The sequence below is a fragment of the Streptomyces sp. NBC_01622 genome (genome assembly GCF_045209635.1).
Lineage (GTDB): Bacteria > Actinomycetota > Actinomycetes > Streptomycetales > Streptomycetaceae > Streptomyces.
Genome location: NZ_CP109293.1, coordinates 111,822 through 127,872 on the forward strand (window position 1 = coordinate 111,822; position 16,051 = coordinate 127,872).

A 16,051-nucleotide genomic window follows, 5' to 3' on the forward strand; every position below is an offset into this window, starting at 1 on the left:
TAGTAAGGCAGTTGAGGATCACGCGGCAGCCCTCACCGTCTGGCCGTGAAACCAGGCGGCCGTCATGAGGGCCTGCATCCTTGTACGGTCGAACCGCCCGCTGGGCTTCTTGAGCCCGCCTTCCAGCAGCGGCTTCAACGACGCCGGTGTCTCGGTCAGGGCGGTGCGGATTTGGGCGTCTGCCCAGCCGGCGAGGGGCCCGTTCAACCAGGACGGGACGGGACTGGCGAAGCCGAGCTTGTCCCGGCTGTCCCAGACTTCGCGGGGCAGGCCGAGGGCCTTCGCCGCGTCCCGCAGAATCCGCTTGCCCTCGGCGGGGTGAGCGATCTTGTACTCCGCGGGCAGCCGGTAGGACAGCTCGACCAACTCGCGGGCCAGGTAGGGGGATCGGCGTTCCAGCGCGTAGGCGGAGGCGAGCTTGTCGCTCGTCATCACCAGTGGACGCCAGGCCGTCGCCAGGTCGGCAAGGGTCAGACCGCGCGCCAGGTCCCCGCCCTCCGTCTCCATCGCGGTGGCGACCAAGTCCCGGATCCGTGCCTCGGGGTCGGGGCCCCGCTGGATGAGCCGGGTGACTGCCTCAGCCGGATCCAGTTCCTTGCCGGCAGCGTGCAGGAGCTTGGCGGCCAGCGGCCGGTAGGCGTCCATCCCTGCGGCCAGCACGGCATCCGGGCCGAAGAGGACCAGGGAGTGACGGACGTAGCCCATCAGGAACTCGTCCGGACCCAGCCCGCCGACCGCGACCTTCAGACCCAGGTCGGCGATCTTCCGGTAGGCCATGTACTCGGAGAACGTGGACGCGTTGCCCATCGGGTAGTCCAGCGCGGACGTCATGTGCGTCAGCACCCTGGTGAAGTCAACGTGGTCCGGCTCGACCACCACCAGCTCGGCCCCGATGTCGGAGGCGATCCGGGCCGCGATCTGCGACTCGTCGAGCCGGTCCTGTCCCGGGTAGCGGACGGTGACGCAGACCGGCGGCCGTAGCAGGTAGGCGAGTACCGACGAATCGAGCCCGCCCGAGAGTAAGAGCGCGAAATCGCAGGCTGGGGCCCGTAGCGGGGCCTGCTCGGCCAGGACGACGGAGAACTTCGCCAGAGCCTCGGCGTAGGTGCCGGTGAACGACTGCTGGTCCTGAAGGCGCCAGTAGACGTGCTGGTCCAGGGAGCCACTTGCGATGTCGAAGGACAGCAAGGTGGCTGGGGCCAGGAGCTGGATGCCCTGGAAGGGGGTGTCGACGCCGACCGGCGTCTCGATCGCCATCACCTCGGGGCGCAGGACGAGCGGAGCGGGGCCGTAGCCGGTGAGGGTGGTGACCTCGGAGGCGAACGCGAGCCGGCCGCCATCCAGACGCCAGTAGAGCGGCTTCTCCCCGAGCCGGTCGCGGGCCAGGAACAGCTTGCCGACACGCGGGTCGTAGACGGCGAGGGCGAACATGCCGTCCAGCCCGTCCAGACAGGACGGCCCGATCTTCGCCCAGCCCCGCAGGACGAGGTGAGCGTCGGTATCCCGCTCGCCGAGCGGGATACCCCAAGCAGCGGCCTGGGCACGGTAGTTGTAGATCTCGCCGTTGAAGGCCAGCAGTACCCCGGAGTCGCGGTCGAGGTAGGGGCCGGGCATCGCCTGTGGGTCGACGATCAGCAGGGTGTTCATGGCCAGCACCGCCCGCCCGTCCGAGCTGGCGGCGTGCAAGGTGCCGTCCGGGCCGCGGTGGGCCTGCGAGGCGGCCATGGCGCCGACCGTGCTCTCGTGCCGGACAGCGTCGGCTCCGGCCAGGCCAGTGATTCCACACATATCTGGTTCACCCCCGAGTCAGTAGTGGGGCTCTGGCGGCGACCGCCGCCGGAAGGAGATCTGCTCCGGTTCCGGCGGCGGCCCTGACTCTCATCACAGCCGCCCGGACCAAGAGCGGGGAGGGCTCGCAGAGGGGCTCACAACTCGCAGACACGGTTCACACGAGCCCGCCAGGCAATACCCTCGGTGACCCAACACGCGGAACGCGTACGGCTCTTCGGCTCCGGTCGAGTACAGGCTCATGTGCTCAACCGCCTGTTCGAGTCGGCCGCGGTCCCGGCAACCGGCAAGGGAGAGGTCGTGGCATCGACCGCCCGCCGGACCCGTCCGCCGAACGCGGACCTGGCCCGGCTCATCGACGCCAGCGGCGCGAGCCACAAGTCCCTGGCTCTGCGCGTCAACCAGCTCGCCCACGCCGCCGGGATAGAGACCGACTACTCACACACGTCCGTGGCGAACTGGTGCCGGCGCGGGATGACGCCGAAATGGCCCGTCCCGAAGCTGTTGTCGCAGGCCATCGGCGAGCGGCTCGGCCGGCCCGTCGCCCTGGGCGAGATCGGTATGGGCGAGGCGGAGACAATCGACGCATCGGTGGGGTTGGATTTCCCCAGGGACCCCGCCGACGCCGTCCGCGTCGCCACCATGTTCTGGAGCTCCGTGAACCGCCGCGACTTCCTCACCCAGGCCGGCTCCGGCTTCGCCGCCTCCGCCTTCACCACCCCCGTCACCCGATGGCTCGTCACCCCCGCCGACGAGACCGCCGACCACCGTGGCGGCCCCCAGGTCGGCCGCTCAGACCTCGCCGAACTGCGCGAGGCCGCCGACGACGCCCGCCGCTGGGACTCCAAATACGGCGGCGGGAACTGGAAGGCCAACTCCGTCACCGACTGCCTCGACCACCGGGCCGCCCCACTGCTGCAGGGCAGCTTCTCCGACGAGATCGGCCGTGAACTCTTCTCCGTCACCGCCGAGTTGTCACGCCTCGCGGGCTGGACGGCCTTCGACGTCGGCCAGCACGATGCAGCCCAGCGGCACTTCATCCAGGCACTCCGCCTCGCCCGCGCGGGCGGCGACGTCCAACTGGGCTGCTACGTACTGACCACCATGGCCATGCAGTCCCTCATGCGCGGCTTCGCGTCCGAGGCCGTGGACATGGCCGAGGGCGCCTTCGAACGGGCCAGGGGACGGGCCGTGCCCCGCGTACTGGCGTTCACCAAGCTCATCGAAGCCCGCGCTCACGCCCGCGAGAACAACCCCCGGGCCGCCTCCCGGTCCCTGAAAGCCTCCGAGGATCTCCTGGATCACGCGAAGGACGGCAACGGTGACGAGCCGGCGTGGATCGACTTCTATCACCACGCCCGCCTCTCGGCGGACGCCGCCGAAGTCTTCCGGGACCTGAAGAACCCCAAGGCCGCCCTCGTCTGGAACAAACAGGCCGCAGCGATGCCGACCGGCGCATTCACCCGCTCCGTCGGCATGCGGCTCGCCATCGTCGCAACCGCCCACCTCCAGGCCCGAGACCTCGACCAAGGCCTCGCACTCGGCAACCGGTCCGTCGACATCCTCGCCCGCGTCCAGTCCTCCCGGGCCAAGGACTACGTCCGCGAGTTCAACGCCGCCCTCGTCCCCTGGCGGCGCGAACCGGCCGTCCGCGAGTTCATCCACCGCACCCGCGCCGAACTCGGCGTCGCCGCCTGAGCCCTGAGCCCTGCGGTCTCCCGGGAGATCCCCGCTCGTAGAGCTCGTAACACGATCTTGTTGAAGTGCCCTGGTCGGGCGTGACCGATGCGACGATTCGGCCGTTCGGGATGTTGTGAGCACTCGGCCGTGGATCGTGGACGACGACTTGTGGGCGCTGATCGAACCGCTGCTGCCGCCCTGGCCACAGAAGTCGCCGGGGCCGCGGCCGGTGGCGGACCGACTGTGTCTGCAGGGCATCCTGTACGTCCTCCACAACGACATAGCCTGGCAACTCCTGCCCCTGGAGCTGGGGTTCGGCTCGGGACAGACCTGCTGGCGACGACTGGAACGATGGCAGCAGGCCGGCGTCTTCGACCAGCTGCACCGCATCCTGCTCGCGGAGCTGAACGCGGCCGGCGAACTCGACTGGTCCCGCGCCTGCGTGGACGGCTCCCACATCCGCGCGAAAAAAAGGGGAGCCGACACCGGTCCGTCGCCGGTCGACCGGCGGAAGACGGGCAGCAAACACCACCTGATCTGCGACGGACACGGCACCCCACTCAAGGTCATCACCACCGCGGCCAACGTCAACGACGTCACCCAGACCCTCGGCCTCATCGACGGCGTCCCGGCCGTCGCCGGACGGCCCGGCCGCCCCCGTAGACGCCCCGACGCACTGCTCGGCGACAAGGCATACGACTCGAAGGCCGTACGCCATGAGCTGCGACGCCGCCGGATCCTGCCGGTCATCTCCCGCAAAGGCGCCCCGAACATCAAGGGCCTGGGCAAACTCCGCTACGTCGTCGAGCAGACCTTCGCCCTGCTCCACCAGTTCAAACGCCTCGCCGTCCGCTGGGAACGCCGCACCGAACTCCACGACGCTTTCGTCTCGTTGGCCTGCGGCCTCATCTGCTGGAGACGCCTCAAGAAGGCACAACCATGATCGTGTTACAACCTCTTACATGGACAGTCTCCTAGCAGCGCGCCTCATCAGCCACCGGCCGCCATGGCTACCGCGCGGCCTCTGAGAGCAAGAAGTACAAGTGTCTGGTGTCACGGCCGGGGCGTGGGGGTCGTTTCCCGTTCGGCAGCGGGATCCCACCGTTCGTCGGGTGGGAGTTCGTCGAGGCGGCGGAGTCTGCCCCGTATCTCCTCAGCGTCCGGGTGGTCGACCTTGTCGAGGAGCGCAAGCGCCTGCTGCCAACTTGTGCGGGCGGCGTCCGAGTGGCCAGCGCCCCGGTGGACGTCACCGAGGTTGCCGAGGGCGTGGGCCTGTCCCCACCGGTTGCCGATGTCCGCATGCGTGTCCAGCGCCCGACGGTAGTACTCGACCGCGTCATCGTGGCGCCGGAGCCGACGGTGGACGGTGCCGAGGATGTCGAGTGCGATGCCTTCGCCCCAGCGGTCGCCGATGGCGCGCAGGACGGTCAGTGCCTGTTCCAGGCAGTCGATGGCCTCGTCGAACCGGCCGAGTTGCGCATAGGCGTCGCCCAGGTTATTCAGGATGGTTCCCTCTCGGCCCCAGGCTTCGCCGAGTTTGCGGTGGATGGCCAGTGCCCGACGGCAGTACTCGACGGCCCTGTCCGGCCGGCCGATCTGACGGTAGGAGTAGCCGAGGCTGGCCAGGGCCTGGTACCTGAAGTAGGTGTCCCCGAGTTCTCGTCCGAGGGCCATCACCTGGCGGTAGTGGTCGATTGCCTCGTCGAACCGGTGTGTCTGCGTCAGGGCGCAGGCCACGTCGCCAAGGCTGTATGCCTCGCCCGTGCGGTCGTGGGCGTCGCGGGCGGCGTCCAGGGCGGTCCGGGTGGTGTCGAGCCAATCGTGCAGATGGCCGCGGATATAGAAGAACCCCCACAGGACGGCGGCCAGTTGCCACGCGATGCCTGGCTGTTCGGCGGCGACGGCCTGGTGCACCGCGGCGACGAGGTTGGAGCGTTCGGTCTCGCACCAGTCAAGGGCCTGGTCGTAGGCGCTGAATGCCAGGGGGTGGCAGGAGGCGGGCAACGGGGTGAGGGGAACCTGTCGGCGCTGCGGGGCGAGGAACGGATAGGCGGCGTCGGCGGTGTGCAGGTACCAGGTGAGGAGCCGCTCGACGGCGCGGTCCCGCTCTGGCGATGTCTCCACGGCGAGGACACGCTCGGCGGCGTAGACATGCAGCAGGTCGTGCAGCGTGTAGCGGCCGGATGAGTGCTCGGTGAGCAGGTGGGCGCGGGTGAGTTCGACGAGCAGGCCATGGGTCTGTCGGAGCGGGAGCCCGGCCAGGGCGGCCGCGGCGGGGGCGGCGAGGTCGGGCCCGGAGTGCAGGCCCAGCAGGTGGAACAGGCGCGCGGCCGGCGCCGTGAGGGCGTGGTACGACCAGGAGAAGACAGCCCGTGCGTTGGTGGTGAGGTCACCTGCATCGAAAGCGTCGAGGCTGCCGTGGCTTTCGCGTAACTCCGCGGCGACGGTGCTGAGGGGGAAGCCGGGGTTGGCGGCGGCGCGGGCGGTGGCGATGGCCAGGGCCAGCGGGAGCCTGGCACACCGGGCGATGATCTCCTGAACGGCGTCTGGTTCGGCCGTCACCTGGTGTTCGCCGAGCCGGCGGGCCAGCAGGTCGCGGGCCTCAGCCGGTGAGAGCATGTCCAAGGCAACGGGGTGGGCGCCCTCGGCGGCGACCAGGCCGGTGAGCTGACTGCGACTGGTGACCACGGCCAGGCAGCCGGGAGCGCCAGGCAACAGCGGACGGAGCTGGTCAGTGTCGCGGGCGTTATCCAGCACCACCAGCACTCGCCGCCCGGCCAGCAGGCTCCGGTACAGGCCCACCCGCGCCTGAAAGTCTACCGGGATGCGCTGGGCCGGCACCCCCAGAGCGTCTAGGAAGCCCCCCACCGCCTGATCGGGCGTCACCGCCGTCCCGGACGGGTCGAAGCCGCGCAGGTTCACATACAACTGACCGTCCGGGAAACCCTCGGCCACCCGGTGCGCCCAGTGCACCGCGAGCGCCGTCTTGCCCACCCCCGCGGTGCCGGACACCACCACCGCAGTCGGCCGCTGCGCGGCAGCGGTCAGGATCCTGTCCAGCCGGGCCAGTTCATCCTGCCGACCGGCGAACCCCCGTATCTCCAGCGGTAATTGCGCCGGAACTGTGTGACTGGGTCCCGCCTCGGCGGGCGGCAGCGTACCGCCGCCCGCGAGAGGGGCGGATTCGCCGCGCAGAATCGCCTGATGCACCTGCTGAGCCTCGGCGCCCGGGTCCGCACCCAGCTCCTCGGCCAGCCGCTTCTGCAGCATGGTGTAGCAGGCCAGGGCCTCCGGGCCACGTCCGGCAGCCTGCAGCGTCCGCATCAGCGCCACGGTGAGCGGCTCCACCAGCGGATGCTCAGCGACCAGACTGGTCAGCGCACCGATCACTCCCGCGTGATGGCCCACCCGGAACTCGGCTTCGGCCCACGCCAGCACTGCCTCGATCCGCTGCTGGTGCCAGCTGTGCCGGGTGCGCTCCGCCCATGCACCAGCGAGCCCCGCCAGCGGCTCTCCGCGCCACAAGCCCAACGCCTCACGCAGCATCACTACCCGCTCGGCGTCCGTACGGCCCGCGCCGCGGGCCTGGTCGACCAGGTGCCGGAACCGGTGCACATCGACCCGGCCGGACGACACGTCCAGCAGGTACCCGCCGGGACCTCGCCTCAACTGCGGCCTCGCGCCAGCGCCGCCCGCGCCCGCATCGACAGGCGCAGCCATGCTGGCCAGCATCCGGCGGATCCGGGCAATGTGCGTGTAGAGCGAGGGACGCACTTGAGCGGGCACGTCCTCCCCCCAGACCCGGTCGATCAGCGTCTGCACCGCCACCCAGCGGCCCGCGTCTACCAGCAATGCCGCCAGGACCGTGCGCTGCTTGGCCGGACCCAGATCCACGGCCGCACCATCCGCGCCCTGTAACTCGACCGTGCCCAGCAGCAGAAAGTTCGTCATGCGCTTCCCCCGGAAGTCACTCTGCACCATCCCGTGCACCGGGCTGCGGCCCGCGCCAGCCGACCCACGCTGACCAGTAAAGCAAGGTTTTCACAAGGTTCCTGCCCACCTTCACGCCACACCGTGGGGACAACGCCCGGGACACCGAGGGAGCAACCAGCCCTCTCTGGCCTGAGCGCCGCGGAAACATAAAGCACCTGCCTGACTCCATCCGCAGCAAGGGCAGCTCGGTGATCAACAACTCCGACAGGGCCGTCCAGGTATGGCAGAAGGACAACTACCACGGCCGTCGTGTCTGCGTAGGCGCGGACGGCGGCTCCATCCAGGACCTCCGCTCCTACGGCCTCAACGATCAGACACATTCCCTGCGATTCAAGAACCACTGCGGTAGCTGAGCTACGGCGGAGCTCGGCCACCGGGCAGGGCAGTTGGGGGGCTGCCCTGCCCGGTCCTCTCCCTCAGCGCACACGGCATGTGGTCGATGCCTCACGGGGGTATGCATCGGCCGCGTGCTGTTGTTCCCAGCGGCAAGCCCTCGCACTCGAGCCGCGACTCCGCCCCAGCGCCGCGAGACCGATGCCGTGTGAGACCTGTCGACGTTCGCGCCGCAGAAGCGGTGGAGGCAGCGACGACCGCGATTGGGGAAATGCCGTCCGCCGTGAGAAAGGAGCGTTTGGCCACAGCGTGAGATACCCGGAGGACTGGCTGGTCAACGTGACGCCCTATGACAGGAGCCGCGAGAACCTACACCACCGGAGGAATCATGTCAGCCGCAGTCGCATCCCCACTGTCCACCGACCCGACGATCGGCCCTTTCCGGTCCGCGCGAGAAGTCGTGCCGGACGATCTGTGGGACAAGCAGGTCGCGCTCCTGGTGCGTGACTACCCGTACGACTCGATCATGGCGGCCCGGGTCCTCGGCCAGGGGTACGCCTATCTGCTGACCGCGATGAACCACCGGGGTGAGTCCCTGGGGCTCGCGCCGAGCAAGCTCGTCGACGTCGGTGTCCACACGATCATCCTCGACACCGTGGCGTACTCCGAACTGTGCGACCGCTTCAACGGCGGGCACTTCCTGCACCACGTGCCCAAGGCCGAGATGAAGAACGACGGCTCGGTGATGAAGACGGCGACCGTCATCGCGTCCAACGGCTGGGACGTCGACCTGTCGTTGTGGACGGACGCCGCCGAGTGCGGCCCCTGCCACCCCGGCAACGACTCGCACTGACCGAAAGGCACGTCGGGCCCCGGCCGCAGTCGGCTGGGGCCCGACGCACGTGGGGGTGAGATTCCCCGGAACCGGCTCGGTGCCGGGCCCCGCGCGCCAGCATGGTACGGGTGACGACCACCCCCTCAGACCTCTGGCACCACTACGGCCGCACCCGCGCCGGGCGCGACCGGGAGGTTCCCGACACCTTTCGCTGGATCTGGAGCCAGGACAGCGGCCCCGGCCCGGAGGTTCTGGGAGACCTGTCGGGGCGAGTCGTCGGTGACCTCGGCGCGGGTGCCGCCCGGCACGCCGCCCATCTCGTTGTCCATCACAAGCCCGCCCAGGTCGTTGCTGTCGATGCCTCGCCGGGGCAGTACGAGATGGCTGCCGACCTGTTCGGCCACCTCGCACCCCGTCTGCGCATCGTGCCGTCTGACGCCCTGTCGCATCTGAAGGCGACGGCCAACACCTACGCCGTGCTCTACAGCGTCTTCGGCGCGCTCGACTTCACCGACCCCCGTGAACTGCTGCCGGCGGCGATCTTCGCTCTCAGACCGGGCGGACGGCTGGTCTTCTCCACCCTTGCGCACTACCTGGGCGGCACTCCCCCGCAACCGGACGTCGTAGCCGCCCCTGTCCCCGCGAGGACCCCTGAGGGGGAAGCAACCACGATGGAACGGTGGGTACTCCAGGAGCACGTCTGGGTGAAGGTCTTGGACGAGGCCGGATTCACCGGGATCACCGTGGACATGCTGCCGTCGGCCGTCCGGGGGCCGCGCACCGCGGACACACTGCTGGTGACCGCGGCGCGCCGACCTTGATCGTTCATCCGACCGAGGGATGGGACGGCGGTACAGTCCGCCTGACTAGGCTGTAGGCGTGGTCGAGTCACGCAGGCTGCCCGGAGACCCTCCGAACTTCACCTGCGTATCTCCCACGACGACTCGCTCCTCGACACCCCGCAGGGCAACACGCTGGAGCGGTGGGACCTGACCATCCTCCACCGCCGCCGCACACACTGGCTCGGGCGGTTTGAGCGGGGATCTGGCAGCGATCACGGGGAGCCGTCACGGTCGGTGAACGGCGTGTTCGATTCCTTGATGAGCGCCGATGCACCGTGCGAGCGTGGGCGATGGATGGGCTTTCCGGCCGTGCCGCGTCTATCAGGTGTCGTCGGAACTGCCCGCGAGCGATCCGCCTATCCAGAAGGGCAGCGCCTTTTGATCTTTGCTCAGTGAGCGTCGTATGGCGTTGACCAACTGCACCTGTGCCTGGGCGGGTGCTCTGTTGGCCTGGGCGAACTCCTCCTGGCTCAACGGGGCGCGCGACGGGTCGCGTGCCGGGTCGCGCGCCACTTGGTCCAGGAATGCGTTGATGGCCTTGCCGAAGTTGTCGATCTCCGCTGCGACGGCCACAGGGGCGACCAGGCTGGCACGGGTCAGGGTCGCGCTCCACTCGCTCCAGTCGTAGTCCCATCCCTGTCGGCCGGCGTGGGCGCGGCTGATGATCATCGTGAACTTGGCGTAGTGGCTGATCAGTTCCTGGTAGGCGATCAACTGCTTGTCCCGAAGCCACTGACGGTCCTGGGCCCGGTGCGTGACGATGCCCCCGACCAGGACCCCGATCGTGGCGGACAGCGCCCCGGCGGCCGTTGTCACCAGCGTGCCCAGCAGTGCCACCCCGGGCCCCGTATTCCCCGTCGCTCGAACATCGGCGGCTCGAACCTACTAGTGACCTGCCTCCGGTGACAATGCTCAACTGCCATGGCGCAGGAGCCGGAGCGGCGGGTCACGCGAGCAGGATCATCTTCCGTAACAGGTCGAATTCGGCCCGGCCGTACAGCTGCCTCTTGATCTTCTTGATGCGGTTCACGGCGCCCTCGGTGCCACCGGAGCTCCAGCGGAGCGTCAGCCCGGCGGTGACGGCGTCGAGATCATTGGTGAGCCCGCGGGCGAATCCGGTCAGACCGGGCAGGTCCGCCGTGAGGGCCTCGTCGATCCAGGCGGGCAGGAGGACGCCGGTCTGCTGGGTGAGCATGTCACCGAAGTCACGTACTAGTTGGTGCGCGGTGGCCAGCTCTGGGCAGGCGTCCAGAACCGCTTTGAGCTGCCGGTGTTCGTCCTCGGAGAGCGAACTCGGCCGGCGGGCGAGCCAGCCGGTGACCTGCCGTGCGGTCGTCGGTGCTGGGGGCGGCTGTGGGGTCCGGCGGGGCTGGTGAAGGCAGTGCCGCGCCCAGTCGCGCAGCGGCGAGTAGCTGCCCTGCCAGCCGCGTTCGGCGAGTTCGCGGTGCAGGGCGGTGAGCGAGATGCGGCCACGGGTTTCGGTGATGCGTTGGGAGAGGTAGGTGTGGTGGACATCCAGGCTGCTGCCGCGCCGGTGGCGTCCCGGGGAGACCTGGTACCAGTGCTCGGCGCGGGCGTAACGCTGCACGGTGTGCCGGCCCCAGCCCAGGTGGCGGGCGATGGCCCGGACCCCCATGCCCTGCTCCAACAGGCCGTGGACCAGGGCGTGATGGGCTTACAGCCGTGCGGCGAGGCGACCATTGCCGTGCGCCGTTGCGGGACGAAGCGGTGGCTGCGCGGACGGTGGCGGGGTCGGCGCCGACGGCGGTGCGTGAGACAGGAGCGGTGCGCGGCGAGGCATTTCTCGACGGCCTGGCCCAGATTCATCCACAAATGAAAGCGATCTGCCACCTGGATCGCCTCCGGTGCGCCGACGGCGGCTCCCTCGGCGTAGGCACCGGCCCGGTCACGGCACACGACCTCCACGCCCGGATGCGCGAGGAGCCACGTGGTCAGCGGCTTGGCCTCCCGGGTGGGCAGCACGTCGACGACCCGATGCGTCTCGCCGTTGGTCAGCACGGTGGCATAGGTATGCCCCCGCTTGATCGCGAAGTCGTCCACGCCGAGTACACGCGGGGTGTCGTACGACGGGTCAGGCATCGCCCGCACCCGACTCAGCAGCCCCATCCGCCCTGCCGTGATGCCCAGCGCGGCAGCCATGCGGGCTCCGGCGCGTCCGGCCAGGGCCAGCGCGATAACGTTCAGCAGTGCCCCAAGCCGGTTGGTGCAGCGGGCGTACGAGCTGGTGAAGCCCGGTATCTGCTCGGCGAACGTCCTCTGCGGCCACTGCGCGTTCACGCAGACGAACCGACGGATCTCCAACGTGATCTCCACTTGCCGCGAGGCCAGCGGCACATCCTGCAACCGCCGCTGGTATCGGTCGTGCACCCGGGACGACGGATTGCCGCACTTCGGGCACCGCCCGTCACGGCTCCCACTGCGGGCATGCATGACCGTCACTGTCGCGCCGCGCACCGCAGACTCGATGAGTACCGCCACACCCGCGAACAGCACGTCCTGCCAGGAGAGTTCGCATTCGTCCATGCCCGAGACGTCGACCGCAGCAGGCGTCTCCAGCCCGCTCCACCAGGAGCTGAGGGAGCGTCACGTATGGGCGGATACCGGCCAGCGCACCCCGGCTCGGACACGGGAATCGAACACGCCGTTCACCGACCGTGACGGCTCCCCGTGATCGCTGCCAGATCCCACTTCGCCCCGTCACTACCCCTCAATGCACCCGTGCGACCCACCAACAGGGGCCGATCGAAGCCAACATGCCGGGGCCGCTGAACGGTCCTGGCGCGCATTTCGTGAAACAGATACGGCGATGGATACGCGGACATCATGTTCGGCCAGGGTTACACGGTGGCCACGCCTGGACCCTCTGCGGCGAGGCGCTGGTTACGTGGCAGACACAGTTCGGAGGGTCGGCCCTACGGGTCCCTCAAACGTTTCCGTCGGTCGTCGGCGGCTCGCCGACGACCCACCATTCGTCAGTATCCGCTTCGTCCATCTCCCTTACCAGATCGTCCGCGACGCGTCCGATGCGGGCTTCCGCTGAGTTCTGGCTGAGGCTGGCTCGATGGTTACGCGTCGCCTCCCAGTACTGCCGGAAAATCGGGTTCTGGAACAAGATCCGCAGGTTCCCGTAGAACTCCTCCAGGGTCATGGCGCCGACACGCCACTCCAGCAGATATGTCCTGTATACGGCCTCGACGAAGAGGAACTGCCGTCGCATTGCGGGAGAGATCTCGGATCCGTACACATCCAGAGCTGCTGCGAGATCCGGGTTGTCGATCGCCTCGCGGAGTAGCCCGAGGCGCATGTCGTGCACGGATACCAGGCTCGTGACGTAGTCCTCCTGATGCTGCCGCCACTCTGTGCCTAGATGCCTGGCCTCGTCGCGAGAGGCACTTTCTCGGCGTGCTTCGGCAAATCCGTCTGAGAGACCAGCTAGGAACCGGCTCGCACTCATGCCGAACCGTCGGCCGCGAGCCCTCCACACCATGCTTGTCTCGCCGCGCGCGCTCAAGAGCCGCCGCAATTCGTCGATGTCCGCGCTGGTGGGGGCGCGCCGCAGCCCGATGTCCGCGATCATGGAGGCAACCTGGTGAACTTCGCTGGCCCGCTCTCCCGGAGAGACGGCGTGCATCATCTGCTCGATGACCGCATCGACCGGCTTCCGCAGCGCCATCGAACCCTCCTCATCTGAGGGGCGATGTGTGGTCATAGCGCACACGCCCAGCACTTGTGCATCCGCGCCAAAGTCCAGGCCAACGTGCGAGCAAGGGTCTCGGCCCGGTGTTGTGCCTCGTCCGAGTGCATGCTCTCCAGTTCCTTGGCGTTGTGCGCGATGTGCTCCACGGTGCGTGACCAGTGATCCTGTGCGCGGCTCCATCGGCCACTGTGCGGGCCGTTGACGAACTGCTCTACGAATTCGCGTGATTCGCCACCCTCCGCATAGAGCTGTTGCAGCGACTTCATTCGCGGACCTGAGGCGGATCCGCCAGGTGTCCTGCCTCCCTGCGCATCTGGGCCAGAAGTTCCTCCGCGTCCACCGTTCTGCGCCGATCGATCTGGCGTGTTACGAGGTAGCCAGCAGCGCCCCCGATGATGGCCGGGACCAGCAACCAACCCAGCAGCCCTAGCGCATATGCGTAGGCTGGGACGTTCGTGTCGCCCGGCGATTGGAGGCCGACCAGTACTTCGTATGCGGCGCGCCACCCGAGGACCACACCCCCCACGACGTACAGCAGGCCGAATACCGTGAGCCATGCGGGGCCTCGGGTAACCAACCAATACCGTGGACGGTTCAGACGCGACAGGGAGCGGAACACGTCGCGTGTCTGCTCCACCCACGTCGCCTTCGGTGGAACCGTCACAGGCTCGGGCATATGGTCACCGTAGCGACTACACGCTGCCCATGGCAGGTCCGTCACAGAATCACCCGTGAACCACGGATGCCGTCCAAGGCATTCGCTATTGAGTCTTGGCGCGTCTTCCGTAAGGCGATCATGCTGCTCGGGTGTACGACACGGTGTGTGAGCGTCGGGAGGCAGCGACGAGCAGGACGCGTTTTCTCAGCAGAGGGAGTCCGGCTCGGTTGACCATCTGCCGTTTCAGCATCTTGAGATCGCAGACGCGGCCTTCGACGATGCCTGAGCTCCAGTTCGTGGTGAAGCCGGCGGTGACTGCGTCCAGGTCGGTGGCCAGTCCTTTGGCGAAGCCAGCAAGGCCGGGCAGCCCGCTGGTGCTGACCTCCTCGATCCAGGTCGGCAGCTCGGCGGCCTGGCGCGTCTGGAGCATCTGCCCGTGGACGCGGATGTGCTTGTGGGCGGCGGCTAGTTCGGGACATGCGGCGAGCGTGAGCTTGAGCTGACTGGCCTCCTCCTCGCTCAGCGTGTCCGGATGGCGGGTGAGCCAGCCGGTCACCTGACGGACGGTCGGTGGTCGCAGTGGAGGCTCGGCGGGTGCCTGGCGGGGCGGGAGAGTGCGGGTGATCCAGTCCCGCAGGGTGGTGTAGCTGACGTCGATTCCCTGCTCGCGGAGTTCGCGCTGGAGGTCTTTGATCATCACGTTGCCGGTCTGCCACCGTTGCCACAGGTAGTCGGTGTGCGGGTCGAGGATGCTGGAGCGGCGCGGCCGGAGGGTGACCTGGTCTTGCCAGCGGGCGGCGCGGGCATACCGCTGCACTGTGTGCCGTCCCCAGCCAAGCCAGTGCGCGATCGCGCGGATACCCATCCCTGCATCGAGCAGGTCATGGACCTGGTGCCAACGGATTCGGGCAAGTTCGGCGGTGCGCCGGTGCGAAGCGGGGAACGTCTCTTCCTCGTCGCTGACGTCGGCCTGCTGGGGCCCCACCTCCGGGGCCCAGGGCGGCAGGCAGCAACGGTGGCTGGTCACACACCGCTCGGCGGCCTTGCCGAGGTTGTTCCAGATATGCCACTTGTCTGCGACCTGGATTGCGTCCGGAGCGGCGGTGCGGGCCGCGTCGCTGTAGGAGCCGGACCGGTCCCGGCAGATGATCTCGATGCCGGGGTGTGCGGTCAGCCAGCGAGCCAGCGGCCCTGCTTCGCGGCCTTCGAGTATGTCGATCGGGGCGTGTGTCTCCGCGTTGACCAGGAGCGTTCCGTAGACGTGTCCTTTCCGGGTCGCGAAGTCGTCGACTCCCAGGACCAGCGGCGTGGCCGCTGGCGGGTCGGGCAGTGCCATCACGAGCCGCAGCAGCGCCGACCGGTCGACCGGGACCGACAGCACGGCGGCGAGTCTGCCTCCGGCCCGTCCGGCGAGCGCCACACCGACCGACTCCAGCAAGCTCCGCAGCAGCGGCGTCCGGCGGCCGTAGAAGAAGGTCAGCCTCTCGACCTGCTCGGCGAAAGTCACCCTGGTGCAGCCGGCGTTGTCGCAGAACAGCCGCCGAACGGAGAGTTCGATGACGCTCCGGCGGCCGCCCACCGGGGCGTCGGCGAGCCGGCGCTCGTACCGGCTGTGCGTCCGTCGCGACGGTGTCCCGCATGCCGGGCAGGCGTAGTCCCGCTCATCTCGGGTCCGCGCCACAACACGTAACACGCCTTCTGTCAGAACCAGTTGCTCCACGCGTACCGCTTCCAGATGCGGAAACAGCCTCTCGATCAAGTCCTCACACGTCAGCCAGGGTCCCTGCAATGTGACTGCATGTCACCGGCGTACGGAAGCGTGGTCGCCTTCACGGAATGCGCGCCAGGACCCGCTGAACAACGTCACAGCCACGTTCAGGCTGATGATCTCGACGGTCTTGCCGCGCTGGGCGTACTTCGTCTCGATGGCGTCGAACGCGGCCACCGAGGAGGCATCCCAGATGTGCGCGGCCGACAGGTCGATGACGACCTTGTCGGGGTCGGGGGCGTAGTTGAACTGGCCGACGAGGTCGTTGGAGGAGGCGAAGAACAGTTCGCCGGTGACCGAGTAGACGACCTGAGTGCCGTCGGGGTCGGTGGCAGAGGTGACGTCGGCCAGGTGGGCGACGCGCTTGGCGAAGATGGCCATGGCCATCCCGCACCCCGCCGAAGCCACATTTGCGAATGGCCTGCCGCCCCCTGCG

General features: G+C 68.6%; 13 protein-coding genes and 2 pseudogenes. 5 read left to right on the forward strand and 10 right to left on the reverse strand.

Features of this window, described 5'->3' with window-relative positions:
- Positions 1-18 precede the first annotated feature (18 nt).
- A complete protein-coding gene (locus tag OH768_RS00535; RefSeq protein WP_406448851.1) occupies positions 19-1,725 on the reverse strand; it encodes an asparagine synthetase B family protein in 1,707 nt (568 codons plus the stop codon).
- A gap of 363 nt (positions 1,726-2,088) precedes the next feature.
- Here OH768_RS00535 and OH768_RS00540 point away from each other — a divergent pair, with 363 nt between their 5' ends.
- Together OH768_RS00540 and OH768_RS00545 are read left to right on the forward strand one after the other, a co-directional pair.
- Positions 2,089-3,486 (forward strand): sporulation protein, encoded by a 1,398-nt coding sequence (locus OH768_RS00540; RefSeq protein WP_406465084.1) that lies wholly within the window; start codon positions 2,089-2,091, stop codon positions 3,484-3,486.
- A 115-nt stretch (positions 3,487-3,601) separates the two neighbouring features.
- Positions 3,602-4,411: an IS5 family transposase gene (locus tag OH768_RS00545; RefSeq protein ID WP_406448853.1), complete on the forward strand. Its 810-nt coding sequence runs from the start codon at positions 3,602-3,604 to the stop codon at positions 4,409-4,411.
- A 110-nt stretch (positions 4,412-4,521) separates the two neighbouring features.
- On the opposite strand, the gene OH768_RS00550 is transcribed toward OH768_RS00545, so the two are convergent.
- Positions 4,522-7,449, reverse strand: coding sequence for an AfsR/SARP family transcriptional regulator (locus tag OH768_RS00550; protein ID WP_406448855.1), 2,928 nt, complete (start codon positions 7,447-7,449; stop codon positions 4,522-4,524).
- Positions 7,450-7,616: 167 nt separating this feature from the next.
- Here OH768_RS00550 and OH768_RS00555 point away from each other — a divergent pair, with 167 nt between their 5' ends.
- The 3 genes from OH768_RS00555 (at position 7,617) to OH768_RS00565 (ending at position 9,450) form a co-directional block, all read left to right on the forward strand.
- A complete protein-coding gene (locus tag OH768_RS00555; protein WP_406465085.1) occupies positions 7,617-7,814 on the forward strand; it encodes a peptidase inhibitor family I36 protein in 198 nt (65 codons plus the stop codon).
- A 368-nt stretch (positions 7,815-8,182) separates the two neighbouring features.
- Positions 8,183-8,647, forward strand: a complete 465-nt coding sequence (locus tag OH768_RS00560) for a hypothetical protein (RefSeq protein WP_406448857.1) — start codon at positions 8,183-8,185, stop codon at positions 8,645-8,647.
- A gap of 101 nt (positions 8,648-8,748) precedes the next feature.
- Positions 8,749-9,450, forward strand: coding sequence for a methyltransferase domain-containing protein (locus tag OH768_RS00565; protein WP_406448859.1), 702 nt, complete (start codon positions 8,749-8,751; stop codon positions 9,448-9,450).
- A 342-nt stretch (positions 9,451-9,792) separates the two neighbouring features.
- On the opposite strand, the gene OH768_RS00570 is transcribed toward OH768_RS00565, so the two are convergent.
- From OH768_RS00570 to OH768_RS00605, 8 genes and pseudogenes are all read right to left on the reverse strand, one after another.
- Positions 9,793-10,308 (reverse strand): hypothetical protein, encoded by a 516-nt coding sequence (locus OH768_RS00570; protein WP_406448861.1) that lies wholly within the window; start codon positions 10,306-10,308, stop codon positions 9,793-9,795.
- 109 nt (positions 10,309-10,417) lie between these two features.
- Positions 10,418-11,107, reverse strand: a complete 690-nt coding sequence (locus tag OH768_RS00575) for a transposase (protein WP_406448863.1) — start codon at positions 11,105-11,107, stop codon at positions 10,418-10,420.
- 167 nt (positions 11,108-11,274) lie between these two features.
- Positions 11,275-12,015, reverse strand: a pseudogene (locus tag OH768_RS00580) (ISL3 family transposase); the annotation flags it as partial.
- Positions 12,016-12,415: 400 nt separating this feature from the next.
- A complete protein-coding gene (locus tag OH768_RS00585; RefSeq protein ID WP_406448865.1) occupies positions 12,416-13,165 on the reverse strand; it encodes a DUF6082 family protein in 750 nt (249 codons plus the stop codon).
- Positions 13,166-13,197: 32 nt separating this feature from the next.
- A complete protein-coding gene (locus OH768_RS00590; protein ID WP_406448867.1) occupies positions 13,198-13,455 on the reverse strand; it encodes a DUF6313 family protein in 258 nt (85 codons plus the stop codon).
- Positions 13,452-13,865: a DUF6313 family protein gene (locus OH768_RS00595; protein WP_402364805.1), complete on the reverse strand. Its 414-nt coding sequence runs from the start codon at positions 13,863-13,865 to the stop codon at positions 13,452-13,454. The genes OH768_RS00590 and OH768_RS00595 overlap by 4 nt, the downstream gene beginning before the upstream one ends.
- Positions 13,866-13,983: 118 nt before the next feature.
- Entirely contained in the window at positions 13,984-15,528 is a 1,545-nt protein-coding gene (locus OH768_RS00600; protein ID WP_406448869.1) for an ISL3 family transposase, read from the reverse strand.
- Between the two features lie 120 nt (positions 15,529-15,648).
- A pseudogene (locus OH768_RS00605) lies at positions 15,649-15,999 on the reverse strand (STAS domain-containing protein); the annotation flags it as partial.
- Positions 16,000-16,051 lie beyond the last annotated feature (52 nt).